The 17,746-nt window shown below is 66.9% G+C and carries 20 protein-coding genes and 1 pseudogene; 6 read left to right on the top strand and 15 right to left on the bottom strand.

Annotation, left to right across the window (positions count from 1 at the left end; genetic code table 11):
- On the bottom strand, window positions 1–1,132 hold a 1,132-nt coding region (locus tag AC16HO_RS03520), incomplete at its 3' end, for an IPT/TIG domain-containing protein (protein WP_484335291.1).
- A gap of 168 nt (window positions 1,133–1,300) precedes the next feature.
- On the opposite strand from AC16HO_RS03520, the gene AC16HO_RS03525 reads away from it, so the two are divergent.
- The 4 genes from AC16HO_RS03525 (at window position 1,301) to AC16HO_RS03540 (ending at window position 3,870) form a co-directional block, all read left to right on the top strand.
- Window positions 1,301–1,651 carry a winged helix-turn-helix domain-containing protein gene (locus AC16HO_RS03525; RefSeq protein ID WP_395644354.1) on the top strand — a complete coding sequence of 117 codons (351 nt, stop codon included), beginning with the start codon at window positions 1,301–1,303 and terminating at the stop codon, window positions 1,649–1,651.
- Window positions 1,652–1,717: 66 nt separating this feature from the next.
- On the top strand, window positions 1,718–2,482 hold the full coding sequence (gene modA, locus AC16HO_RS03530) for a molybdate ABC transporter substrate-binding protein (RefSeq protein ID WP_395644355.1): 765 nt from the start codon (window positions 1,718–1,720) through the stop codon (window positions 2,480–2,482).
- 10 nt (window positions 2,483–2,492) lie between these two features.
- A complete protein-coding gene (modB, locus tag AC16HO_RS03535; protein ID WP_395644356.1) occupies window positions 2,493–3,173 on the top strand; it encodes a molybdate ABC transporter permease subunit in 681 nt (226 codons plus the stop codon).
- On the top strand, window positions 3,163–3,870 hold the full coding sequence (locus AC16HO_RS03540) for an ATP-binding cassette domain-containing protein (protein WP_395644357.1): 708 nt from the start codon (window positions 3,163–3,165) through the stop codon (window positions 3,868–3,870). The genes modB and AC16HO_RS03540 overlap by 11 nt, the downstream gene beginning before the upstream one ends.
- 56 nt (window positions 3,871–3,926) lie before the next feature.
- Here AC16HO_RS03540 and AC16HO_RS03545 read toward each other — a convergent pair whose 3' ends face one another.
- The 10 genes from AC16HO_RS03545 to AC16HO_RS03590 form a co-directional block, all read right to left on the bottom strand.
- Window positions 3,927–5,249, bottom strand: coding sequence for a sensor histidine kinase (locus AC16HO_RS03545; RefSeq protein WP_395644358.1), 1,323 nt, complete (start codon window positions 5,247–5,249; stop codon window positions 3,927–3,929).
- Between the two features lie 50 nt (window positions 5,250–5,299).
- Complete coding sequence (locus AC16HO_RS03550; RefSeq protein WP_395644359.1) at window positions 5,300–5,986, bottom strand: response regulator transcription factor; 687 nt, start codon at window positions 5,984–5,986, stop codon at window positions 5,300–5,302.
- A 168-nt stretch (window positions 5,987–6,154) separates the two neighbouring features.
- Window positions 6,155–6,415 (bottom strand): hypothetical protein, encoded by a 261-nt coding sequence (locus AC16HO_RS03555; protein WP_395644360.1) that lies wholly within the window; start codon window positions 6,413–6,415, stop codon window positions 6,155–6,157.
- Window positions 6,416–6,455: 40 nt separating this feature from the next.
- Window positions 6,456–8,186, bottom strand: coding sequence for a M56 family metallopeptidase (locus AC16HO_RS03560; protein ID WP_395644361.1), 1,731 nt, complete (start codon window positions 8,184–8,186; stop codon window positions 6,456–6,458).
- Window positions 8,183–8,593 carry a BlaI/MecI/CopY family transcriptional regulator gene (locus AC16HO_RS03565; RefSeq protein ID WP_395644362.1) on the bottom strand — a complete coding sequence of 137 codons (411 nt, stop codon included), beginning with the start codon at window positions 8,591–8,593 and terminating at the stop codon, window positions 8,183–8,185. The genes AC16HO_RS03560 and AC16HO_RS03565 overlap by 4 nt, the downstream gene beginning before the upstream one ends.
- 63 nt (window positions 8,594–8,656) lie before the next feature.
- The gene (locus tag AC16HO_RS03570; RefSeq protein ID WP_395644363.1) at window positions 8,657–9,175 is read right to left on the bottom strand and encodes a hypothetical protein; all 519 of its coding nucleotides are present in this window, start codon (window positions 9,173–9,175) and stop codon (window positions 8,657–8,659) included.
- 119 nt (window positions 9,176–9,294) lie between these two features.
- Window positions 9,295–10,194 carry a 30S ribosomal protein S6--L-glutamate ligase gene (rimK, locus tag AC16HO_RS03575; protein ID WP_395644364.1) on the bottom strand — a complete coding sequence of 300 codons (900 nt, stop codon included), beginning with the start codon at window positions 10,192–10,194 and terminating at the stop codon, window positions 9,295–9,297.
- Window positions 10,195–10,269: 75 nt separating this feature from the next.
- Window positions 10,270–10,728, bottom strand: coding sequence for an ATP-dependent zinc protease family protein (locus tag AC16HO_RS03580; protein ID WP_395644365.1), 459 nt, complete (start codon window positions 10,726–10,728; stop codon window positions 10,270–10,272).
- 63 nt (window positions 10,729–10,791) lie between these two features.
- Window positions 10,792–11,478, bottom strand: coding sequence for an HAD hydrolase-like protein (locus AC16HO_RS03585; RefSeq protein ID WP_395644366.1), 687 nt, complete (start codon window positions 11,476–11,478; stop codon window positions 10,792–10,794).
- On the bottom strand, window positions 11,475–12,653 hold the full coding sequence (locus AC16HO_RS03590) for a phosphoglycerate kinase (RefSeq protein WP_395644367.1): 1,179 nt from the start codon (window positions 12,651–12,653) through the stop codon (window positions 11,475–11,477). Before AC16HO_RS03590 ends, AC16HO_RS03585 begins: the two co-directional genes overlap by 4 nt.
- Window positions 12,654–12,797: 144 nt before the next feature.
- On the opposite strand from AC16HO_RS03590, the gene AC16HO_RS03595 reads away from it, so the two are divergent.
- Window positions 12,798–14,549 (top strand): cation:proton antiporter, encoded by a 1,752-nt coding sequence (locus AC16HO_RS03595; RefSeq protein WP_395644368.1) that lies wholly within the window; start codon window positions 12,798–12,800, stop codon window positions 14,547–14,549.
- Between the two features lie 161 nt (window positions 14,550–14,710).
- Here AC16HO_RS03595 and AC16HO_RS03600 read toward each other — a convergent pair.
- The 4 genes and pseudogenes from AC16HO_RS03600 to gap all read right to left on the bottom strand — a co-directional run.
- Window positions 14,711–14,992, bottom strand: a pseudogene (locus AC16HO_RS03600) (HepT-like ribonuclease domain-containing protein); the annotation flags it as partial.
- The gene (locus AC16HO_RS03605) at window positions 14,989–15,279 is read right to left on the bottom strand and encodes a nucleotidyltransferase family protein (protein WP_395644369.1); all 291 of its coding nucleotides are present in this window, start codon (window positions 15,277–15,279) and stop codon (window positions 14,989–14,991) included. The pseudogene AC16HO_RS03600 and the gene AC16HO_RS03605, both read right to left, overlap by 4 nt.
- A 54-nt stretch (window positions 15,280–15,333) precedes the next feature.
- Window positions 15,334–15,795 carry a hypothetical protein gene (locus tag AC16HO_RS03610; RefSeq protein ID WP_395644370.1) on the bottom strand — a complete coding sequence of 154 codons (462 nt, stop codon included), beginning with the start codon at window positions 15,793–15,795 and terminating at the stop codon, window positions 15,334–15,336.
- Window positions 15,796–15,939: 144 nt separating this feature from the next.
- On the bottom strand, window positions 15,940–16,953 hold the full coding sequence (gap, locus tag AC16HO_RS03615; RefSeq protein ID WP_484335292.1) for a type I glyceraldehyde-3-phosphate dehydrogenase: 1,014 nt from the start codon (window positions 16,951–16,953) through the stop codon (window positions 15,940–15,942).
- 174 nt (window positions 16,954–17,127) lie between these two features.
- Here gap and tfpZ point away from each other — a divergent pair.
- Window positions 17,128–17,746 (top strand): TfpX/TfpZ family type IV pilin accessory protein (gene tfpZ / locus AC16HO_RS03620; RefSeq protein WP_484335293.1); only part of this gene is annotated, 619 nt, incomplete at its 3' end.

Below are 17,746 nucleotides of genomic sequence, written 5' to 3' on the forward strand. Positions count from 1 at the left end.
TGAAGTTCGTGCCGGTGATCGTCACCGTCGTGCCGCCCGCGGTCGGGCCGGAAGTCGGCGCGATCGACGTTACCGTCGGCGCGGCGACGTAGGTGTATTGATCCGCTGCGCTCGTCGCGCTGGTGCCACCAGCGGTCGTCACCGTTACGTCTACCATCCCCGCCGCGCCCGCCGGCGCGGTCGCCGTGATCTGTGTCGCACTGTTCACCGTGTACGTCGATGCATTCGTCGCGCCGAACTTCACCGCTGTCGTACCGGTGAAGTTCGTGCCGGTGATCGTCACCGTCGTGCCGCCCGCGGTCGGGCCGGAAGTCGGCGCGATCGACGTCACCGTCGGCGCGGGCGTTGCCGCGAGATTGCCGGTGACATCGATGCGGAAATCCAGATTGCCCGAAGCGAGCATCGCGTAGAAGTAACGCAGGTCGATCGCGGCCTCGCCGCTGGTCGAATTGCCCGGCGGATCGGTGGCCAGCGGCGAGATTCCGTTCCAATTGAAGATGGCCGCAGCACTGACGCCGCTGAGCAGCACCATGCCGATCAGAGCATGTCGCAGAATCCTGCGTCGCACCGCGCGCGTGCCGAGCAGGAGCAATACCCCGGCCAGCAACAGCAGCGCGGGCACCCCGATGAAGGGTGCGGGAACCGCCGGAACGGGCGGTACGACCTGCGCGATCGCAAGCAGGATCGGCGATCCTGCCGGGTTGCCCGTCGTCGTCGACAGCACACTGCCGCCGAGCGCACTGCGGCCAGCGACGTGGAGACGCACCGCCTGCTGTGTCGGAGCGATGCCCAGCGCGGCCAAGGCATCGCCGAGTTCGATCGCGGTGGTGCCACCGTTGCCGGCACCGACCCCGACCGCACCGGTTCCCTCGGCAACCGGCGCACCGAAACTGCCTGCGCTGCAGGTACTGCGCGCAACTTGTGCGACCTGCGGCGGCGAGCCGGCGTTGATCGTCGCCGTGAGCACCGATTCCACGCCGGCAATATTGCCGCCCGGCAGGCTGACGTCACAGCCGGTGGCCGCATTGTTGTCGCTGTCGATGTAGATCGAGTAGCTGTAGGACTGCGCGAATGCGGACGTCGCGCCGAGCAGCGCGAACAGGATGACAATTCGCCGGACGATAGGCAGCACGTGATTCCCCCGAATCCATGGTGGCCGCCATCGCGAACCCAGCGACAGCCGCAGAGTGTGTGATGATACTCAGATTCCGCGACAGGAGGTGAAAACCCAATCACAAATCCGCGCATCCGCACCCTTTGCGTTGATCCATCATCCCGCGAAATCACGTCGTCATGTTTTATGGCCCATCCAGCTCCCACCCTGCGTTTTCGCCTGCTGCTCGATGCCGAGCACGCGCTCGGGCCAGGCAAGGTCGATCTGCTCGAAGCAATCGCAGCAACCGGTTCGATCGCCGCCGCCGGCCGTGCGATGGGCATGAGCTACAAGCGCGCCTGGCAGCTCGCCGACGAACTCAACCACAGCTTCGCCGAGCCGCTGATCGTGGCGAACAAGGGCGGCGCGCGCGGCGGCGGCGCCACACTGACCACGGACGGCAAGGCCGCGATCGACATCTATCGCGGCATCGAGCGCAAGTCTAAGCGTGCCTGCGTCGCCGAATTGCGCGCACTGTCGCGCCTGCTCGCGAAGTGAGCCGGCGAGCTGGCCGCAACAACGCCAGCGCGATATAGTCGAGCGACGATATCGTCGGAGTCCGTCATGCCTCGTCCTTCGTGCGCGCGTATGGCGCTGGCCTGCGCGCTGATGTTCGGCGTTGCCGCCAACGCGCGCGCGGACGACCTCATCGTCTGCGCCGCGGCCAGCCTGACCCAGGCGTTCACCGACATCGCCCACGCCTACGAGGCGCGGCATTCGGGCACGCACGTGATCCTCAACTTCGGCGCTTCCGACGTGCTGCTCAAGCAGATCGAGCAGGGCGCGCCTGCCGACGTGTTCGCGAGTGCGGACGAAGCGACGATGGATCGCGCCGCCGGCGCAGGCCGCATCGACCCCGCCTCGCGCCATGATTTCGCGGCAAACACGCTGGTGCTGATCGTGCCGGACAACGGCACCGCGCCGGCCCGACTCGACGCGCTCGCCGAGGACGCCTACCAGCGCGTTGCGATCGGCAACCCCGAGTCGGTGCCTGCGGGCCGTTACGCGAAGCAGGCACTCGACGAGGCGAAACTGTGGGACAAATTGCAGCCCAAACTCGTGCAGGCGCAGAACGTACGTCAGGCACTCGACTATGTTGCGCGCGGCGAGGCCGAGGCCGGCTTCGTCTACGCAACCGACGCGGCATCGCAGGCACGCAAGGTCAAGGTCGCGTTGACCGTGCCGACCGCGACACCGGTGCGCTACCCGGCCGCCGCAGTCGGCAACTGCAGGCAGAAACCTGCCGCCTGCGAGTTCGTGCGGTTCTTGTCGTCGCCCGAGAGCCGTGCGACGCTGTCACGCAACGGATTCAGCCCGGTCGCACCCTGACCTCATTCCATTGGAATATCTTTCTCCGCTCTGGCTGACGCTCAAAGTCGCCGCACTCGCGACGCTGCTGGCCCTGGCTCTCGGCGTTGTCGCGGCGCGCGCGCTCGGCCGCGGCGGCGGCATCGTGCGCGATGCAGCGGAGTCGTTGCTGACCCTGCCGCTGGTGCTGCCGCCGACCGTGCTCGGCTACTACCTGCTCGTCGTGCTCGGCCGCAACGGCGTGGTCGGCTCCTGGCTGCACGAAACGTTCGGCATCAGCCTCATCTTCACCTGGCAGGGCGCGGTGATCGCCGCCGCGATCGCTGCATTTCCACTGGTCCTGCGCGCCGCACGCGCCGCATTCCGCGAAGTCGATCCGCAGCTCGAACGCGCCGCAAGCACGCTGGGCCTCAATCCGGTCGCGGTGTTCTTCCGCGTCAGCCTGCCGCTGGCCTGGCGCGGCATCTGCGCCGGCGCGCTGCTCGCGTTCGCGCGCGCGATGGGCGAGTTCGGCGCGACGCTGATGGTCGCCGGCTCGCTGCCGGGCCGCACGCAGACGCTGTCGATCGCGATCTACAACGCGGTAATGGCCGGTGATGATGCGACCGCGCAGACCCTGGTCGTGATCGCGCTGGTCGTCGCCGTGGTCGCACTCGTGCTCGCCGCGCAGGTACTGCAGCGCAACCGGCCCGGAGACGACGATGCGGCTTGAGGTCGCCATCGAAAAAACTCTGCGCGCGCGCGAACGCGAGTTCCGCCTCGATCTGGAATTCGCCAGCGACGCCGACGTGACCGTGCTGTTCGGCCCGTCCGGCGCCGGCAAGACCCAGACGCTGTACGCGATCGCCGGTCTGATGCGGCCCGAGCGCGGACGCATCGCGCTCGGCGGCAGGACGTTGTTCGATGCCGCGCAGCGCATCGACTTGCCGGCTCGCGCGCGCGACATCGGCTACGTGTTCCAGGACTATGCGTTGTTTCCGCATCTGAGCGTGCTGCAGAACGTCGCCTTCGCGACCTCGCGCAGCAGCATGTTCAATCCGCGCGCGGCGACGGCGGAAGTTTACGAACTGCTTGCGCGTTTCGCGCTCGGCAAGCTCGCGGCCAGCCATCCGCACCAGTTGTCGGGCGGCCAGCGCCAACGCGTCGCGCTCGCGCGCGCGCTCGCCGCGAAGCCGCGTCTGCTGCTGCTCGACGAACCGTTCGCCGCGCTCGATGCGCCGCTGCGCGCGCGTCTGCGCGAAGAACTGCTCGCCGCGCGCGCGCGGTCCGACGTGCCGATGGTCGTGATCACGCACGACCCCGAGGACGTCGCCGCACTCGGCGGGCAGGTCATCGCTCTGGAAAGCGGCCGTGTCGTCGAACTGCGGATGCACCCGGACGCGGACGACCACGGCTCGCGCGAATCCTGATTTTCCCCGGCGGCGCCCTTGCTCGTCATCCGCGGCGATCGGCGCGGGAAACTCCGCTACGGACGCAAGCGGAAATCGAGCGTGGCAACCGCGCCGCCTTGCGGACGCGGCGCAAGGTCGACGTGCCAGTCGTAGAGCCGGCACAGACGGATCACGATCGCAAGGCCAAGACCGGCACCCTTGGTGCCTTCGGAAGACTCGCCGCGCACGCCGCGCTGGAACAGCTTGGCCGCATCTTCGGGCTTGATGCCCGGGCCGGAATCCTCGACCGTGACCACGCCGCGGCGGGCGCCGACCGTGATGATGACGTCGCCCTTCTGCGTGTACTTGAACGCGTTGCCGATCAGGTTGCCGAGCGCTACCGAAATCACCGATGACGGCGCGACGACCTCGACCGGCTGCTCGACTTCGAGCCGCACGTCGATCGGCTTCTTGCCGATGTGCGAGCGATAGACATCGATCACCTGCTCGGCGACACGGGCGACATCCGTGGTCTCGCCGTCGTTTGGCGCGCTGCGCTCGCTGCGCGACAGGTGCAGCAGCGCATTGGTCAGCTCGGTCGACTGCTTGGCCGCGCGCTCGATGCGTTTCAAGCGTTCGCGAATCTTGTCGTCGATCTGGCTGGATGCGAGCAGCAGCTCGGTCGTACCCGAGATCACCGCGAGCGGCGTGCGCAACTCGTGGCTGACGTCGGCGTTGAAATCGCGGTCGCGCACGACGATCGCGGTGATGCGCCGGGAATAGTCGTCGAACGCCGTCGCCAGCTCGCCGACTTCGTCGTCGGCGAAATGCGGCGCGAGCGGCTCGGGCTTGCCGGTCTGGCGCAGCGTGCGGATGCGCTGCGCCAGATCGGTGACCGGGCTCATCACGCGGCGAGACAGCCACAACCCGATCAGCAGCGAGAGAACCGCGAAAATCAGTACCGCGATTCCGAGCGCGATCAGCAATTGCCGTTCATTGAGTTTGCGCGTGCCATAGTCGTACCAGAGAAAAGCCCAATAGTTGTCATCCTTGTAGACGGCAAGCTTGTAGGGACGAACCTTGCCATCTGCCGCGGGCAGGGTGATTTCGGACACGCTGGTCGAATCATATTTCTGCAGATCGAACGGCACGTTCGCGAAATAGTTCTTTCCATAGATGTGCGGAGGCGGGTCGTATTGCGGCAGCCGCCATTGCGCGCCCTCATCGGGATTGTCGCGTTTGAAGTCGACGAAATTCTTTACCAAACGACCCAGGTCGTTGTTGATCAGTTGGTCTTCAAGCCGCGCGCGCATGTACATCGTCGCCACGGCGAACAGCGCCGTCAGCGCGAAGCCGAACAGCGCGAACGAGATGATGATGCGGCTGCGCAGCCGCCGGCGGAATTTCGCGGGTTTCATGCGCGCCGCAGGATCGGCGAAGTGTCGGCGCTACGCAAGCAGCTGCGCAATCAGTTCGCCGCGGCGTCCGGATCGACCATGCGATAGCCGATGCCGTGGCGGGTCTGGATCAGCGGCTTGTCGAACGGCTTGTCGATCGCCGCGCGCAGCCCGTGGATGTGCACGCGCAGCGAATCGCTGTCGGGCAGCTCCTCGCCCCAGACGCGCGTTTCGAGTTCCTGGCGCGTGACCACGGAGGGGCTCGACTCCATCAGGTTCTGCAGCAGCTTGAGCCCGATCGGATTGAGCTGGATCGTCTTGTCGGCGCGCGTGACGATCAGCGTGTCGAGGTTGTAGCTCAGGTCGGCGACCTGCAACACGCGGCTCTGGATGCCCTTGCCGCGACGCGCGAGCACCGACAGCCGCGCTTCGAGTTCCTGCAGCGCGAAGGGCTTGACCATGTAGTCATCGGCGCCGGAATCGAAACCGGTCAGTTTCTGGTCGAGCGCATCGCGCGCGGTGAGCATCAGCACGGGTGTCTGCCGGCGCGCCTCCTGGCGCAGCTTGCGGCACAGTTCGAGGCCGTCCATGCCGGGCAGGGTGAGATCGAGCACGATGGCATCGAAATCGTGCGAGATGGCCAGGTGCAGGCCGGTGACGCCGTCGCCGGCGAAGTCGACCGTATGGCCTTTTTCCTCGAGATAGTCGCCGATGTTCGCGGCGATATCGCTGTTGTCTTCGATGACCAGTATGCGCATATGCAAAGCTTACCCGTATGACGCCCGAATTGCTCGGCCGATCGAAGTTGGATCGCCGCCTGGGGCGCGGAGTTCCTTCAAACACAATCTCGCTGCGATCAAAACGGCAATGGAAGGTCGCTGTTGTTGGGACGTGCGGCCAAGGATGGCCGCTTCTTGATTTTGCCATCAGGGACGAGGGCTGAAACAGACCGAAGCGCGGCCATGGATGGCCGCCTCGTGATCCTCGCCATCAAGGAGGATGGCTGAAATGCCATCGATGGCCGAAATACAAAACAAACACCCAATAAAAAAGCCCAAGGAGGCGCCATTGGGGGAACGCACCTCGCTTGGGCTTAAAGCTACTGCCCCGATTACCGTAATCTGCCAGTCACCTGACCTGACCTTGGGAGTGTCGAGCACAATTACAGTGACGAGGATGGTAGGCATTGCCCGATTAAATCGACGTTAAGCCGATCTATGGGTTTCGTTAATTGACGTCGGTTTCCGGATCCGGGCGCCGGCAGATGTGCGAACCGGTGACTTCGCGGCAGTTTTCCGCCGCCATGCCGCCGCGCGTGAACGCGAAACTGCGCGTGTAGCGCGCGCCCGCGGCCGATGCCGCGAAACGCCACTGGCGCAACGCCGCGATCGCCGCCTGCTCAAACGTGCCGGCCGGCTGCGCGGCAAGCACATGGATGTCGCGTACGCGGCCGTCGCCATCGACCTGGAACTCCAGCTCGACCTTGCCCGCCACGCCGTTGCGCAAGGCGTCGAGCGGATAGGTCGGTTGCACGACGCGCAAAGCCCGCGGGCTCGGTGCCGTGGCTGCTGCGACCGGCGGCGCCTTGTCGGCGACGACTGCGGGCGCCGGAACCGGCGCGGCCTCGGCTTGCGCCGGCACGGCGGACGGCATCGAAACAACGCCGGCATCCGGCGCTTCGGTGGCGCGCGCCGTCACGATCGCGGCGGGCGCCTCGGTGCGCGGCGCTGCCTGCGGCGCCGGCGCCGCAAGCACCGCAGCCTCACGCCCGGTCTCTCGCCGCGGCAATGGTGCGACGACCGTCGCCGGCCTGATCCGCGGCGCCAGCAGCGGCACATCGGCGCGGATGCGCAGCGTCGCCGCCGCGACCAGTTCGGCGCCGGTCGCCGAGGCGCGCACCAGCGCACCGAGCGCCTCGGCAGATGGCGCGTGCAGACGCAGCAGCGCGAGCAGCAGGCCCGCGCCGGCGAGCAGCACGGGCAAGGTCATGCCGTTGCCGCGCGGCAGCAGCGTCGGCGATTGCGCCGCACGCGGATCGACGATACGGCGCACACGTTCAAGCAGCACGCCGCCACCGGCACCGAGTGCGGGTATCGCCGCGCCGAAGCGGACCGCCCCGTCCTGCACCCATTCCTCGAGATCGGCCAGCGTGCGCGCGTAGGCGAGGCGCTCGCCGCCGCCGACGCCGAGCACGAGATCATCGCAGCATTGCTCGCGCTGCTGGCGCACGTCGGCACAGATCCAATGGACGACGGGGTGGTAGAACAAGAGTGTCTCGACCACGACCTGGACCAGGTTGGCGATGTAGTCGTAGCGGCGGATGTGGGCGAGTTCGTGGGCGAGGATCAATTCGATCTGAGCCGGAGTGAAGCCGCTGAGCAGGCTCGCCGGCAACAGGATCGTCGGCTTGAGCCAGCCGATCAGGGTCGGTGTCGCGACCGCGAACGAAGCGAGCAGACGTACCGGCCGCACGATGCCGAAGCGCTGGCTCAGTTCGATCAGGCGCAGTTGCCAGGCGCGCGGCAACGCGTCCGCGGAACGCACGAGCGCGACCAGGCGGCGCCAATGCAGGAACGAGCGCAGCGCGATCGCACACACGCCGATGAGCCACAGGCCGACGCACCACGGCAGCCAGGCTTCGAGGGCAGCGGACGGCGCCACCAGGGTCGAGACGGCCACGGTTGCCGACGAGGCGGACGACGGCATCGGCGGTGAACCCGCCGCGAGCATCGCCGGAGCGGTGGACGCGGGCCACAGCATGGCCAGTGTCGCCAGCGGGCAGGCGAGCATCGCCAGCAGGCACAGCATGCCGAGGCGGTGGCGCGCGACGCTGCCCGCACATGCGCCGCGCAACAGCGCATAGGCCACGCCGATCAACAGGCCTTGCCAGAGGAAATGCAGCAGGGCCCAGCCCAGCGCATGCACGCAGGGGACAATCCCGGCAATCGTCGCGTTCATTGCGGCTTGCCCCTGCGGTCGATGCGATCGAGCAGTTCGCGGATCTGCCTGAGCTCGGCTTTCGACGCGCGCGGGGCTTCGCCGAGCGCGTGCAGCACGAGCTGCGAGGGCGAGCCGTTGAACAGGCGCGTCACCATCTCGGCAAGGAAGCGCTTCTGCGTGCGCTGCCGGGTCACCGCCGCGCGATAGACGTGCGCGCGCTGCGCGTCGTCGCGCGAAACCAGATTCTTGGCATGCATGATCTGCATGAGCTTGAGCACGGTGGTGTAACCGGCGCCGCCGTCGGCGTGAAGTTGTTCGTGCACTTCGCGCACCGTGCACGCGCCCCGGTCCCAGAGCACGCGCAGGATGTCGAGCTCGGCCTCGGTCGGGCGCGGAACCGCGGAATTTGCGTGAGTGTTCGGCATCGTATCGTCCGTTGCGGTCAGGCCGTCGAGGCGGCCACCGTTGACGCGCAACGGCCGCCGCAATCAGTGTCCGCTACCCCGTTCCGCATGCATTGCTGCGCTGTTGATGTTCGCATCCTGCGCATGGTCGTTCATGTATTTTTGCGAATCACGGCGCATCTTCTCGATTTCCGCCACGGTCTTGCAAGTGTTTTGCGGAATGTTCGTGCCGACCGGCGCGCGGCGCTCGCAGACGAGGCGGTTCCTGTCGCTGTGGGTCAGGATGCCGTTGAGGCGTTCCTGGGTGTTGAACAACTGCACCCGGTCGCCTTCCGGCATCGCCGATACCGAGCCCGCCTTCTGCAACATCGCGGCGATGGCATCGAGGTCGGTGTTCGCCTTGGCCTTGTCGTCGGGACGGATGAACTCGTAGCGGCCGCTGGCGCCCATCTCCTTGCGGATCTGCGCGGCGACCTCGGCGAACTTTTCCGGCGTGTCGGCCGCGACCGGTTTTTCGATGACCTTGTCTGCGGCGAACGCCGCGCCCAGCGCAAGCATCTGCAGCGCCGCGAGCAGGACCAGATGACGGTAAAGAGACTTCACGGTTGACCCTCGATTGTCGGTGGACGAAAGAACTACGTATTTCATCGTAGTTCCACTACCGGCATCTTGTCAACGAAGGTCTTCGTAATTCCCACCCCGCGTGCCGCGCACGCGCGGGCTCAGCGCCGGCGCGCCGGTTGTCGCCGGCGCACGCGACGCTCGAGATACTCGATGATCGCGCCGGCGATATCGACACCGGTCGTACCCTCGATGCCTTCGAGCCCGGGCGAGGAGTTGACCTCGAGCACGAGCGGCCCGCGCCGGGAGCGCAGCAGGTCGACGCCGGCGATGTTGAGCCCCATCGTGCGCGCCGCGCGCACGGCGGTATCGATTTCGGCGGCCCCAAGCTCGACCACGGTCGCCACGCCGCCGCGATGCAGGTTCGAGCGAAACTCGCCCTCGCGCGCCTGGCGCTGCATCGCAGCGACAACCTTGCCGCCGACCACGAAGCAGCGGATGTCGGCGCCCTTCGACTCCCTGATGTACTCCTGCACGAGGAAGTTCGCGTAGAGGCCGCGGAACGCCTCGATCATGCCCTGCGATGCGCTGCGCTTCTCGGCGAGGAGCACGCCCTGCCCCTGCGCGCCCTCGTTGAGCTTGATCACGTGCGGCGCGTCGCCGAGCAGGGCGAGCAGATCGGACGTGTCGTCCGGATTGTCGCCGAACACGGTCGCCGGCAGGCCGATGTGCTCGCGCGCGAGCAGTTGCAGCGAGCGCAGCTTGTCGCGCGCGCGCAGCACCGCGTCGGACGAGTTCGGCGTGTACACGCCCATCATCTCGAACTGGCGCAGCACCGCCGTGCCATAGAACGTGATCGAGTTGCCGATGCGCGGGATCACCGCATCGATGCCGATGAGCGGCCGGCTCTTGTAACGCATCAGGAACTTGCCCGGCTCGATGCGCATGTAGCAGCGCAGCGGATCGAGCACGTGCACGCGATGTCCGCGCTTGCGCGCCGCGGCGACGAGGCTGGTCGTCGAATAGAGTTTGGCGTTGCGCGAGAGGATGGCTATTTTCATTGGCGGCAGTGACTGACGGGCTTCCCGGTATCCGCTGCGGCGTGCACGCCCGTCGCGGCGGGCGCGCACTGCGCTTCAACGCAACTCACGACGCCCTCCACCTCGCCCGCAGCGATACGAGGACACCGGATCGACGGCGAAATGATCGCCCAGCGCGCTGCGGCCGAGCAACATCGGAAACAGCATGTCGCGGCGATCGGTCAGGTTGATCTCGGCATCGAGGCTGGCGCCGCCGAGCACGACCGGTGTGCGGATGAACCAGCGCAAGGTCTGGTGGCCGCCGGAATCGGTGACGGTGCGGCGTGCGGCCGCAGGCGCCGCGCATTGCACGCGCGCGGCATGCCCGCGCCCTCCTGCGGCAACGCTGAAGTGCAGCCAGGTGACGCCGTCGCGCTCGTCGGCGACCAGTGCGTCGACATGCAGCGAGGACGTGCGCGCGCCGGTGTCGACCTTGGCCTTGATCGCCGCGATGCCGAGCGCGGGCAGCGCCAGCCATTCGCGCCAGCCGATGACGATGGGCCCGGTTTGGATCACGTCGAAATCTCGTCGGGAAGTTGTCCGCATCATCGCCGATCCGGTGTTACGGCATTCTTGCAGTCAGCCGGTTAGTGCGCACGCGGCGGCGCGATCGAGCAGCGCGACGAGTTCGCGCGGCGATGCGGCGATCGCGTGCGCGCCCGCGGCGGCGAGTTCCGCGCGGTCGCCGAAACCCCAGCTCACGCCGATCGCGCGCACCCCGTTCGCGAGCGCGCCCTCGACGTCGAAATGGCGGTCGCCGATCATCGCCGCCGCGTCCGCCGCGATGCCGGACTCGGCCAGCGCATTCGCGATCATCGCCGCCTTCTCGCTGTGCGCGCTGCCGCCGCCGACCGCGTAGACCTTCGCGAAATGCGCGCCGAACGGCAGGCTGGCGACGATCTTGCCGGCGTAGAGATCCACCTTGGAAGTGACCACGGCGAGCCTGACGCCGCCGCGCGCCAGCGCTTCGACTGTCTCGGCGATGCCCGGATAGATGACGTATTCGCGCCAGCCGATCGCGCCGAAGTGCTCGCGGTACAGCGCCACCGCGCGCTCGATCAACGCGGCATCGTCGCCGAGCACGAGCGGAAAGGTGGCGCGCAGCGGCGGTCCGATCCAGCGCCGCAACTCGGCGCGCGACGGAACCGCCGCGCCGAGCCGGGTCAGCGCGTACTCGATCGAGGCGAGGATGCCGATCTCCGAATCGATCAGCGTGCCGTCGAGATCGAACAGCGCGAGCCGGGTTTCTCCGCCGGACAAAGTCATGCGCGCGCTTTCAGCGCCGCCACCGCCGGCAGCTCCTTGCCTTCGAGGAATTCGAGGAACGCGCCGCCGCCGGTGGAGATGTAGGAAATGCCGTCGGCCACGGCGTACTTCTCGACCGCGGCCAGCGTGTCGCCGCCGCCGGCGATCGAGAACGCGCTGGAACGGAAGATCGCCTGCGCGATCGTCTCGGTGCCGCGGCCGAACGCGTCGAACTCGAACACGCCGACCGGGCCGTTCCAGACCACGCTGCCGGCCTTGTCGATCAGCGCGGCGTAGCGCTGCGCGGTCGCAGGCCCGATGTCGAGGATCATGTCGTCCGCGCCCACTTCGGCAACCGGCTTCACCTTCGCCGGCGCATCGGCCTTGAACTCGGGCGCGACGACGACATCCTCGGGAATCGGCACTTCGGCGCCGCGCGCCCTGGCGTCGGCGATGATCTTGCGCGCGAGCGGGATCAGGTCGGCCTCGTACAGCGACTTGCCCACGGCATGGCCTGCCGCCGCGATGAAGGTATTGGCGATGCCGCCGCCGACGATGAGCTGGTCCACCTTCGCGATCAGGCTCTGCAGCAGCTCGAGCTTGGTCGACACCTTCGAGCCGGCGACGATCGCGAGCAGCGGACGCCTGGGATGTTCGAGCGCCTTGCCGAGCGCATCGAGCTCGGCCATCAGCAGCGGCCCGCCGCAGGCGACATGGGCGCGGCGGATCACGCCGTGGGTCGACGCCTGCGCGCGATGCGCGGTGCCGAACGCGTCCATGACGAAAATCTCGCACAACATCGCGTAGCGCCCGGCCAGCGCGGCATCGTCCTTTTCCTCGCCGACGTTGAAGCGGCAGTTTTCGAGCAGCACGACCTCGCCCGGATCGACGTCCACCGTCTCGCCGCCCAGATAGTCGCGCACCAGGCGCACCGGCTTGCCGAGCGCGTTGCCGAGCCACGCCGCGACCGGCGCCAGCGATTCGTGCTCGCTGAAATGGCCTTCCTTCGGCCGGCCGAGATGGGACATGACCAGCACGCGCGCGCCCGCGTCGCGCGCGAGCTTGATCGTCGGCAGCGCGGCTTCGAGGCGCTGGCTGGCGGCGACCTTGCCGTCCTTGAGCGGCACGTTCAAATCCTCGCGGATCAGCACGCGCTTGCCTGCGAGGTCGAGTGAAGTCATGCGGAGTATGGCCATGCGCGATTCCTGCTGCGGGGTAGAAGGGACGGCGTGCATTTTAACCGCAGCGGCGGGGTTGCGCGGCAGGCGCCTTCCGCCAATCGCGCATTGCCTGGCGCCATCCGATCCGCGAAGATGCGGGCACTCCGGAAACGCAAGCGCATGCACACGATCGCCTTCATCCACGACCTCGCCATCATCATGCTGACCGCCGGCGTGGTGACGATCGTCTTCCACCTGCTGCGCCAGCCGGTCGTGCTCGGCTACATCGTCGCCGGCGTGCTGATCGGCCCGCACACGCCGCCCTACGCGCTGATCACCGACGAGGAATCCACGCGCACGCTGGGCGAGCTCGGCGTCGTCTTCCTGCTGTTCTCGCTCGGCCTGGAATTCTCGCTCAAGCGCCTGCGCCAGGTCGGCGCGACCGCGCTGATCGCCGCGCTGGTCGGCATCGTCACCATGATCTGGCTCGGCTACGAGATCGGCCTCGCCTTCGGCTGGCGCAACATGGACGCGCTGTTCCTCGGCGCGATGCTGTCGATCTCCTCGACCACGATCACGATCAAGGCGCTGGACGAACTCGGCCTGCGCCGCGAAAAGTTCGCGCAGACCGTGTTCGGCATCCTCATCATCGAGGACGTGCTCGCGATCTGCATGGTCGCGCTGCTCTCCAGCGTGGCCAAGACCGGCAACGTCGACGCGGGCGAAGTGTTGTCCACGTTCGGCAAGCTGACCGTGTTCCTCGTCGCCTCGCTCGTCGTGGGCATCCTCACCGTGCCGCGCCTGCTCGACTTCATCGCCCGCGTCGGGCGCAACGAGATGCTGCTGGTCGGCGTGCTCGGCCTCTTGTTCGGCTTCTGCCTGGTCGTGATCAAGCTCGGCTATTCGGTCGCGCTCGGCGCGTTCACGATCGGCGTGATCATCGCCGAGGCGAAGTCGCTGCGCCGCATCGAGCACCTGATCGAACCGATCCGCGACATGTTTTCGGCGGTGTTCTTCGTCACCATCGGCCTGCTTCTCGACCCGCGCGTGCTGATCGACTACGCCTGGCCGATCACCCTGATCACGCTCGCGATCGTGCTCGGCAAGACCCTCGCGCGCACGTTCGGTTCCTTCGCCGCCGGCCAGAGCGGGCGCGACTCGATGCGCATCGGCATGAGCCTGGCGCAGATCGGCGAATTCTCCTTCATCATCGCCACGCTCGGCGCGACGCTGAAGGTCACCAGCGACTTCCTCTATCCGGTTGCGGTCGCGGTATCGGCGCTGACCACGCTGCTGACGCCGTACCTGATCCGCTGGGCCGATCCGCTCGCGCGCCGGCTCACGCATGCGGCACCGGGCGGATTCCGCCGCATCCTGCACATGTATACCGAATGGCTGCAGGGCCTGCGCTTCGACGGCGACCGCGCGGTGATCGCGGCGATGGTGCGGCGCATCCTGCTGCAGGCCTTCGTCAATTTCTGCCTGGTCGCCGCGATCTTCGGCGGCGGCGCCTACCTCGCCTCCTCGCGCTCGCTCGACCTGTCCGCGTGGATCGCGAACCGCGCGATCGAGCACACGCTGATCTGGGGCGCGGCGCTGCTCGTCTCGCTGCCGTTCCTGATCGCCGCCTACCGCAAGCTCAAGGCGCTGGCGATGATGCTCGCCGAGGTCAGCGTGCGCGGCAGCGGCCGCCGCAGCCAGGCGGCGCGGCGCATCGTCGCCGAAGTGCTGCCGCTGGCGACGACCGCGGCGATGCTGCTGCTGGTCTGCGCACTGTCATCCTCGATCCTGCCGCCGGCCGAGTTGCTCGTCGCCGTGCTGGTCGGCGGCGCACTCGTGCTCGCATTGCTGTGGCGCACCCTGGTCAAGCTGCACTCGCGCCTGCAGATCGCGCTGCTGGAGACGATCCAGTCGGAGAAGGACACGCATTGAATCGCGCCAGGAATCTGCTTCGTGCCGCCCCGAAATCGGGGAAAGCCTGCCTTTACCGTCGATTCCCATGTACGGCCAAGCCTTGATGCGCTCTCGCTATTTGCTCCGCAGATCTTCAATGCGCTGAAGCAAATCGGGGATGTCGGTGCGTACGTCTCCCAGACGATCTGGAAATCGACATCGAAATAGCCATGAGCGACACGGTTGCGCATTCCACGCATGCGTTGCCATGGAATATCGGCATGGAGTGCGACGAATGCCGGTTCCATGGCAATGAGTTTCGCCGCGGTTTCGCCGATGATGATGAGGTTCAGAACTACCGCTTGCTTCGTGCGTTTATCGGCCAGAAAGTCGTCGCGCGTCATCCCGGCCAAGTATTCACGGATATCTTGCGCGGCTTCTTCGATCTGCGCCAGCAACGCAGGAGCGCGCGAGCCGGTCACAGCGGACGCGCTTCCGACAGCACCCGCTCGCGGAACTCGCGCGAGATCTCGCCGGGCGTCAACAGGTCCACCCGGACACCCAACAACTGCTGCAGTTCCTCCTGCAAGCCGCCGAGCTCGAACAACGTCACGCCAGGCAAAGCGTCAACAAGCAAATCGAGATCGCTGCCATCGCGGTCAGCGCCGCGAAGCACCGAGCCGAAAACCCTCGGATTGGCGACTCGGAAGCGCGCAATCGTTGCGCGAACGGCGTCGCGCTGCTGGGCAAGTGCCTGTGAGGGAAGCATTTGGATGGACAGATGACGACGGACGTGCCTGAAGTATAGCAGTGCGGGTCCTGCTCACTCCTCATCCGCATCCGCATTCGCCCCCGGCCGCGAGATCGTGAAGCTGCCGAAGGCGAAGCCCAGGTCCCAGCCCTTGCCGCGGCCGGAAATGGCGAGCGAAACCGGGCCTTTGGTCATCGCCTGCGCCTCGGCCGAGTCGACCGCGCCGGCGTGCGCGCCGGCCGTGGCGTAACTGCCGAGCACGTCCTCGATGGCGTACAGGTGCGAGAAGCGGCCACGGCCGTTCTTGATCTCCGACTTGCCGAAGGTGATGCCGCCGCCCTTGGTGCGGATATCGACCTTCATCTTCGCGCCGTTGCTGCAGCTGACCATGCCGTGGCCCGAAGCGGTCTTGTAGAACGCCGACCAGCCGGACAGGTCGAAGTCCATGTCGCAGGTGATTTCGCGCGCGCTCGCGGCGCCGGACCAGAGCAGGGCCACCGCGCCGAGCAGGGCCATCTTCGTGACGATGCGCATGGGAAACTCCTTCTTCGTGGGTGTTCCGAGCCTAGCAGCAGGCAAAGTGACGATGAAGGCGCACCGCGATGGCGATTCAGATTCGTGAATCGCCATCGCTTTCCTTCTGCCATCGGGAGAAGGAATGATTCAGGTGTCCCGCCGTTACTTCGCGTTCGCGAGCGCCAGCGTCATGTCGAGCATGCGGTTGGAGAAACCCCACTCGTTGTCGTACCACGACAGCACCTTGACCAGCGTGCCGTCGATCACGCGCGTCTGCGTCTCGTCGTAGATCGACGACAGCGGGTTGTGGTTGAAATCGACCGAAACCAGCGGCTTGCGATTGATGCCGAGGATGCCCTTCAAGCGGCCTTCGCTCGCTTCCTTCACCACCGCGTTGATTTCCTCCGCGCTGGTCGCGCGCCTGGCGACGAAGACGAGATCGACCACGGAGACGTTGATCGTCGGCACGCGCATGGCGAAGCCGTCGAGCTTGCCGTTCAATTCCGGCAGCACGAGGCCGACCGCGGCCGCAGCGCCGGTCTTGGTCGGAATCTGGCTCATCGTCGCCGAGCGCGCGCGGCGCAGGTCCTTGTGGAACACGTCGGTCAGCACCTGGTCGTTCGTGTACGAGTGGATCGTCGTCATCAGGCCGTGCTGGATGCCGATCTTCTCGTTGATCGCCCACGCCAGCGGCGCGAGGCAGTTGGTCGTGCACGACGCGTTCGAGATGACCTCGTGCTGCGCCCTGATCTTGTCGTGGTTGACGCCGTAGACGAAGGTGCCGTCCACGTCCTTCTCGCCCGGCGCGGAAATGATCACCTTCTTCGCGCCCGCGGCGATGTGCGCTGCGGCCTTGGCCTTCGAGGTGAACAGGCCCGTGCACTCGAGCACCACGTCGACGCCGAGCGCCTTCCACGGGAGTTTCGACGGATCGCGCTCGGCGCAGACCTTGATCTTGTCCTTGCCGATCACGAGATCGCCGCCTTCCACCCTCACCTCGTGCGAGAAGCGCCCGTGCGCCGTGTCGTACTGGGTCAGGTGCGCGTTGGTTTCCGCATCGCCCAGGTCGTTGACCGCGACGACCTGGATCTCGTTCGTGCGGCCGGATTCGTACAGCGCGCGCAGCACGTTGCGGCCGATGCGGCCATAGCCATTGATGGCGACTTTCACAGACATGGACGAAGCTCCTCGGAGAATAACGAAACCTTCCGGGCACGCACGCCCGGCGGGGCTGGCAAGTTTACCTCGCCCGCGACCGGGGCGCCCGTCCCGCCGGCGCGCGCCCGCGCAGCTTCGCCCATCGCGGCGATGCCGCTATCCTTCCCGCTCCTCTCGTCGCGTTTGCCGCCCATGACCCGTTTCCAAGCCGCCGCCATCCACCTCGGCATCAGCCTCACCGTCGCCGCGCTCGTCGCCTGCCTGATCTACTTCGTCTGGTATCCGCATCCCTACTTCCAGGTCGCCGGCGGCAGCAGCCTGATGCTGCTGATCATGGGCGTCGACATCGTCATCGGCCCGCTGCTGACCCTGGTCGTCTACAAGGCCGGCAAGAAAGGGCTGCGCTTCGACCTCGCCTGCATCGCCCTGCTGCAGGCCGCGGCCTTCCTCTACGGCTTCTCGGTGATCGCGCGCGCGCGGCCGGTGTTCATCGTTGCCCGCCTCGACCGCTTCATCCCGGTCTACGCCAACGATCTCGACGATGCCGACCTCGCCCAGGCCCGGCAGCCCGCATTCGCCACGCGCTCCTGGACCGGCCCGCGCCTGGTCGGCGCACAGTCGCCGACCGACGTGAAGGAAAGAAACGACCTGCTGTTCTCCGGCATCGCCGGCAAGGACCTGGAGAAATTCCCGAAATACTACGTCGCCTATGCCGAGGTCGCCGATGCGATGCTGGCCAAGGCCAGGCCGCTGGCCGAGCTCGAAGCGAAATCGCCGCGCGCCAAGGCCGTGGTCGAGCGCTACCTCGCCG

The organism is Rudaea sp. (assembly GCF_057139185.1).

What these genes read in the sequence shown, in the direction of transcription:
- AC16HO_RS03550 (WP_395644359.1), bottom strand. Translation starts at nt 5,986, where the DNA reads ATGCGCATACTGGTCATCGAAGACAACAGCGATATCGCCGCGAACATC.
- AC16HO_RS03555 (WP_395644360.1), bottom strand. Translation starts at nt 6,415, where the DNA reads ATGCCTACCATCCTCGTCACTGTAATTGTGCTCGACACTCCCAAGGTC.
- AC16HO_RS03605 (WP_395644369.1), bottom strand. Translation starts at nt 15,279, where the DNA reads ATGCTTCCCTCACAGGCACTTGCCCAGCAGCGCGACGCCGTTCGCGCA.
- AC16HO_RS03610 (WP_395644370.1), bottom strand. Translation starts at nt 15,795, where the DNA reads ATGCGCATCGTCACGAAGATGGCCCTGCTCGGCGCGGTGGCCCTGCTC.
- gap (WP_484335292.1), bottom strand. Translation starts at nt 16,953, where the DNA reads ATGTCTGTGAAAGTCGCCATCAATGGCTATGGCCGCATCGGCCGCAAC.
- modA (WP_395644355.1), top strand. Translation starts at nt 1,718, where the DNA reads ATGCCTCGTCCTTCGTGCGCGCGTATGGCGCTGGCCTGCGCGCTGATG.
- AC16HO_RS03545 (WP_395644358.1), bottom strand. Translation starts at nt 5,249, where the DNA reads ATGAAACCCGCGAAATTCCGCCGGCGGCTGCGCAGCCGCATCATCATC.
- AC16HO_RS03565 (WP_395644362.1), bottom strand. Translation starts at nt 8,593, where the DNA reads ATGCCGAACACTCACGCAAATTCCGCGGTTCCGCGCCCGACCGAGGCC.
- AC16HO_RS03540 (WP_395644357.1), top strand. Translation starts at nt 3,163, where the DNA reads ATGCGGCTTGAGGTCGCCATCGAAAAAACTCTGCGCGCGCGCGAACGC.
- AC16HO_RS03525 (WP_395644354.1), top strand. Translation starts at nt 1,301, where the DNA reads ATGGCCCATCCAGCTCCCACCCTGCGTTTTCGCCTGCTGCTCGATGCC.
- rimK (WP_395644364.1), bottom strand. Translation starts at nt 10,194, where the DNA reads ATGAAAATAGCCATCCTCTCGCGCAACGCCAAACTCTATTCGACGACC.
- AC16HO_RS03595 (WP_395644368.1), top strand. Translation starts at nt 12,798, where the DNA reads ATGCACACGATCGCCTTCATCCACGACCTCGCCATCATCATGCTGACC.
- AC16HO_RS03590 (WP_395644367.1), bottom strand. Translation starts at nt 12,653, where the DNA reads ATGGCCATACTCCGCATGACTTCACTCGACCTCGCAGGCAAGCGCGTG.
- AC16HO_RS03560 (WP_395644361.1), bottom strand. Translation starts at nt 8,186, where the DNA reads ATGAACGCGACGATTGCCGGGATTGTCCCCTGCGTGCATGCGCTGGGC.
- AC16HO_RS03585 (WP_395644366.1), bottom strand. Translation starts at nt 11,478, where the DNA reads ATGACTTTGTCCGGCGGAGAAACCCGGCTCGCGCTGTTCGATCTCGAC.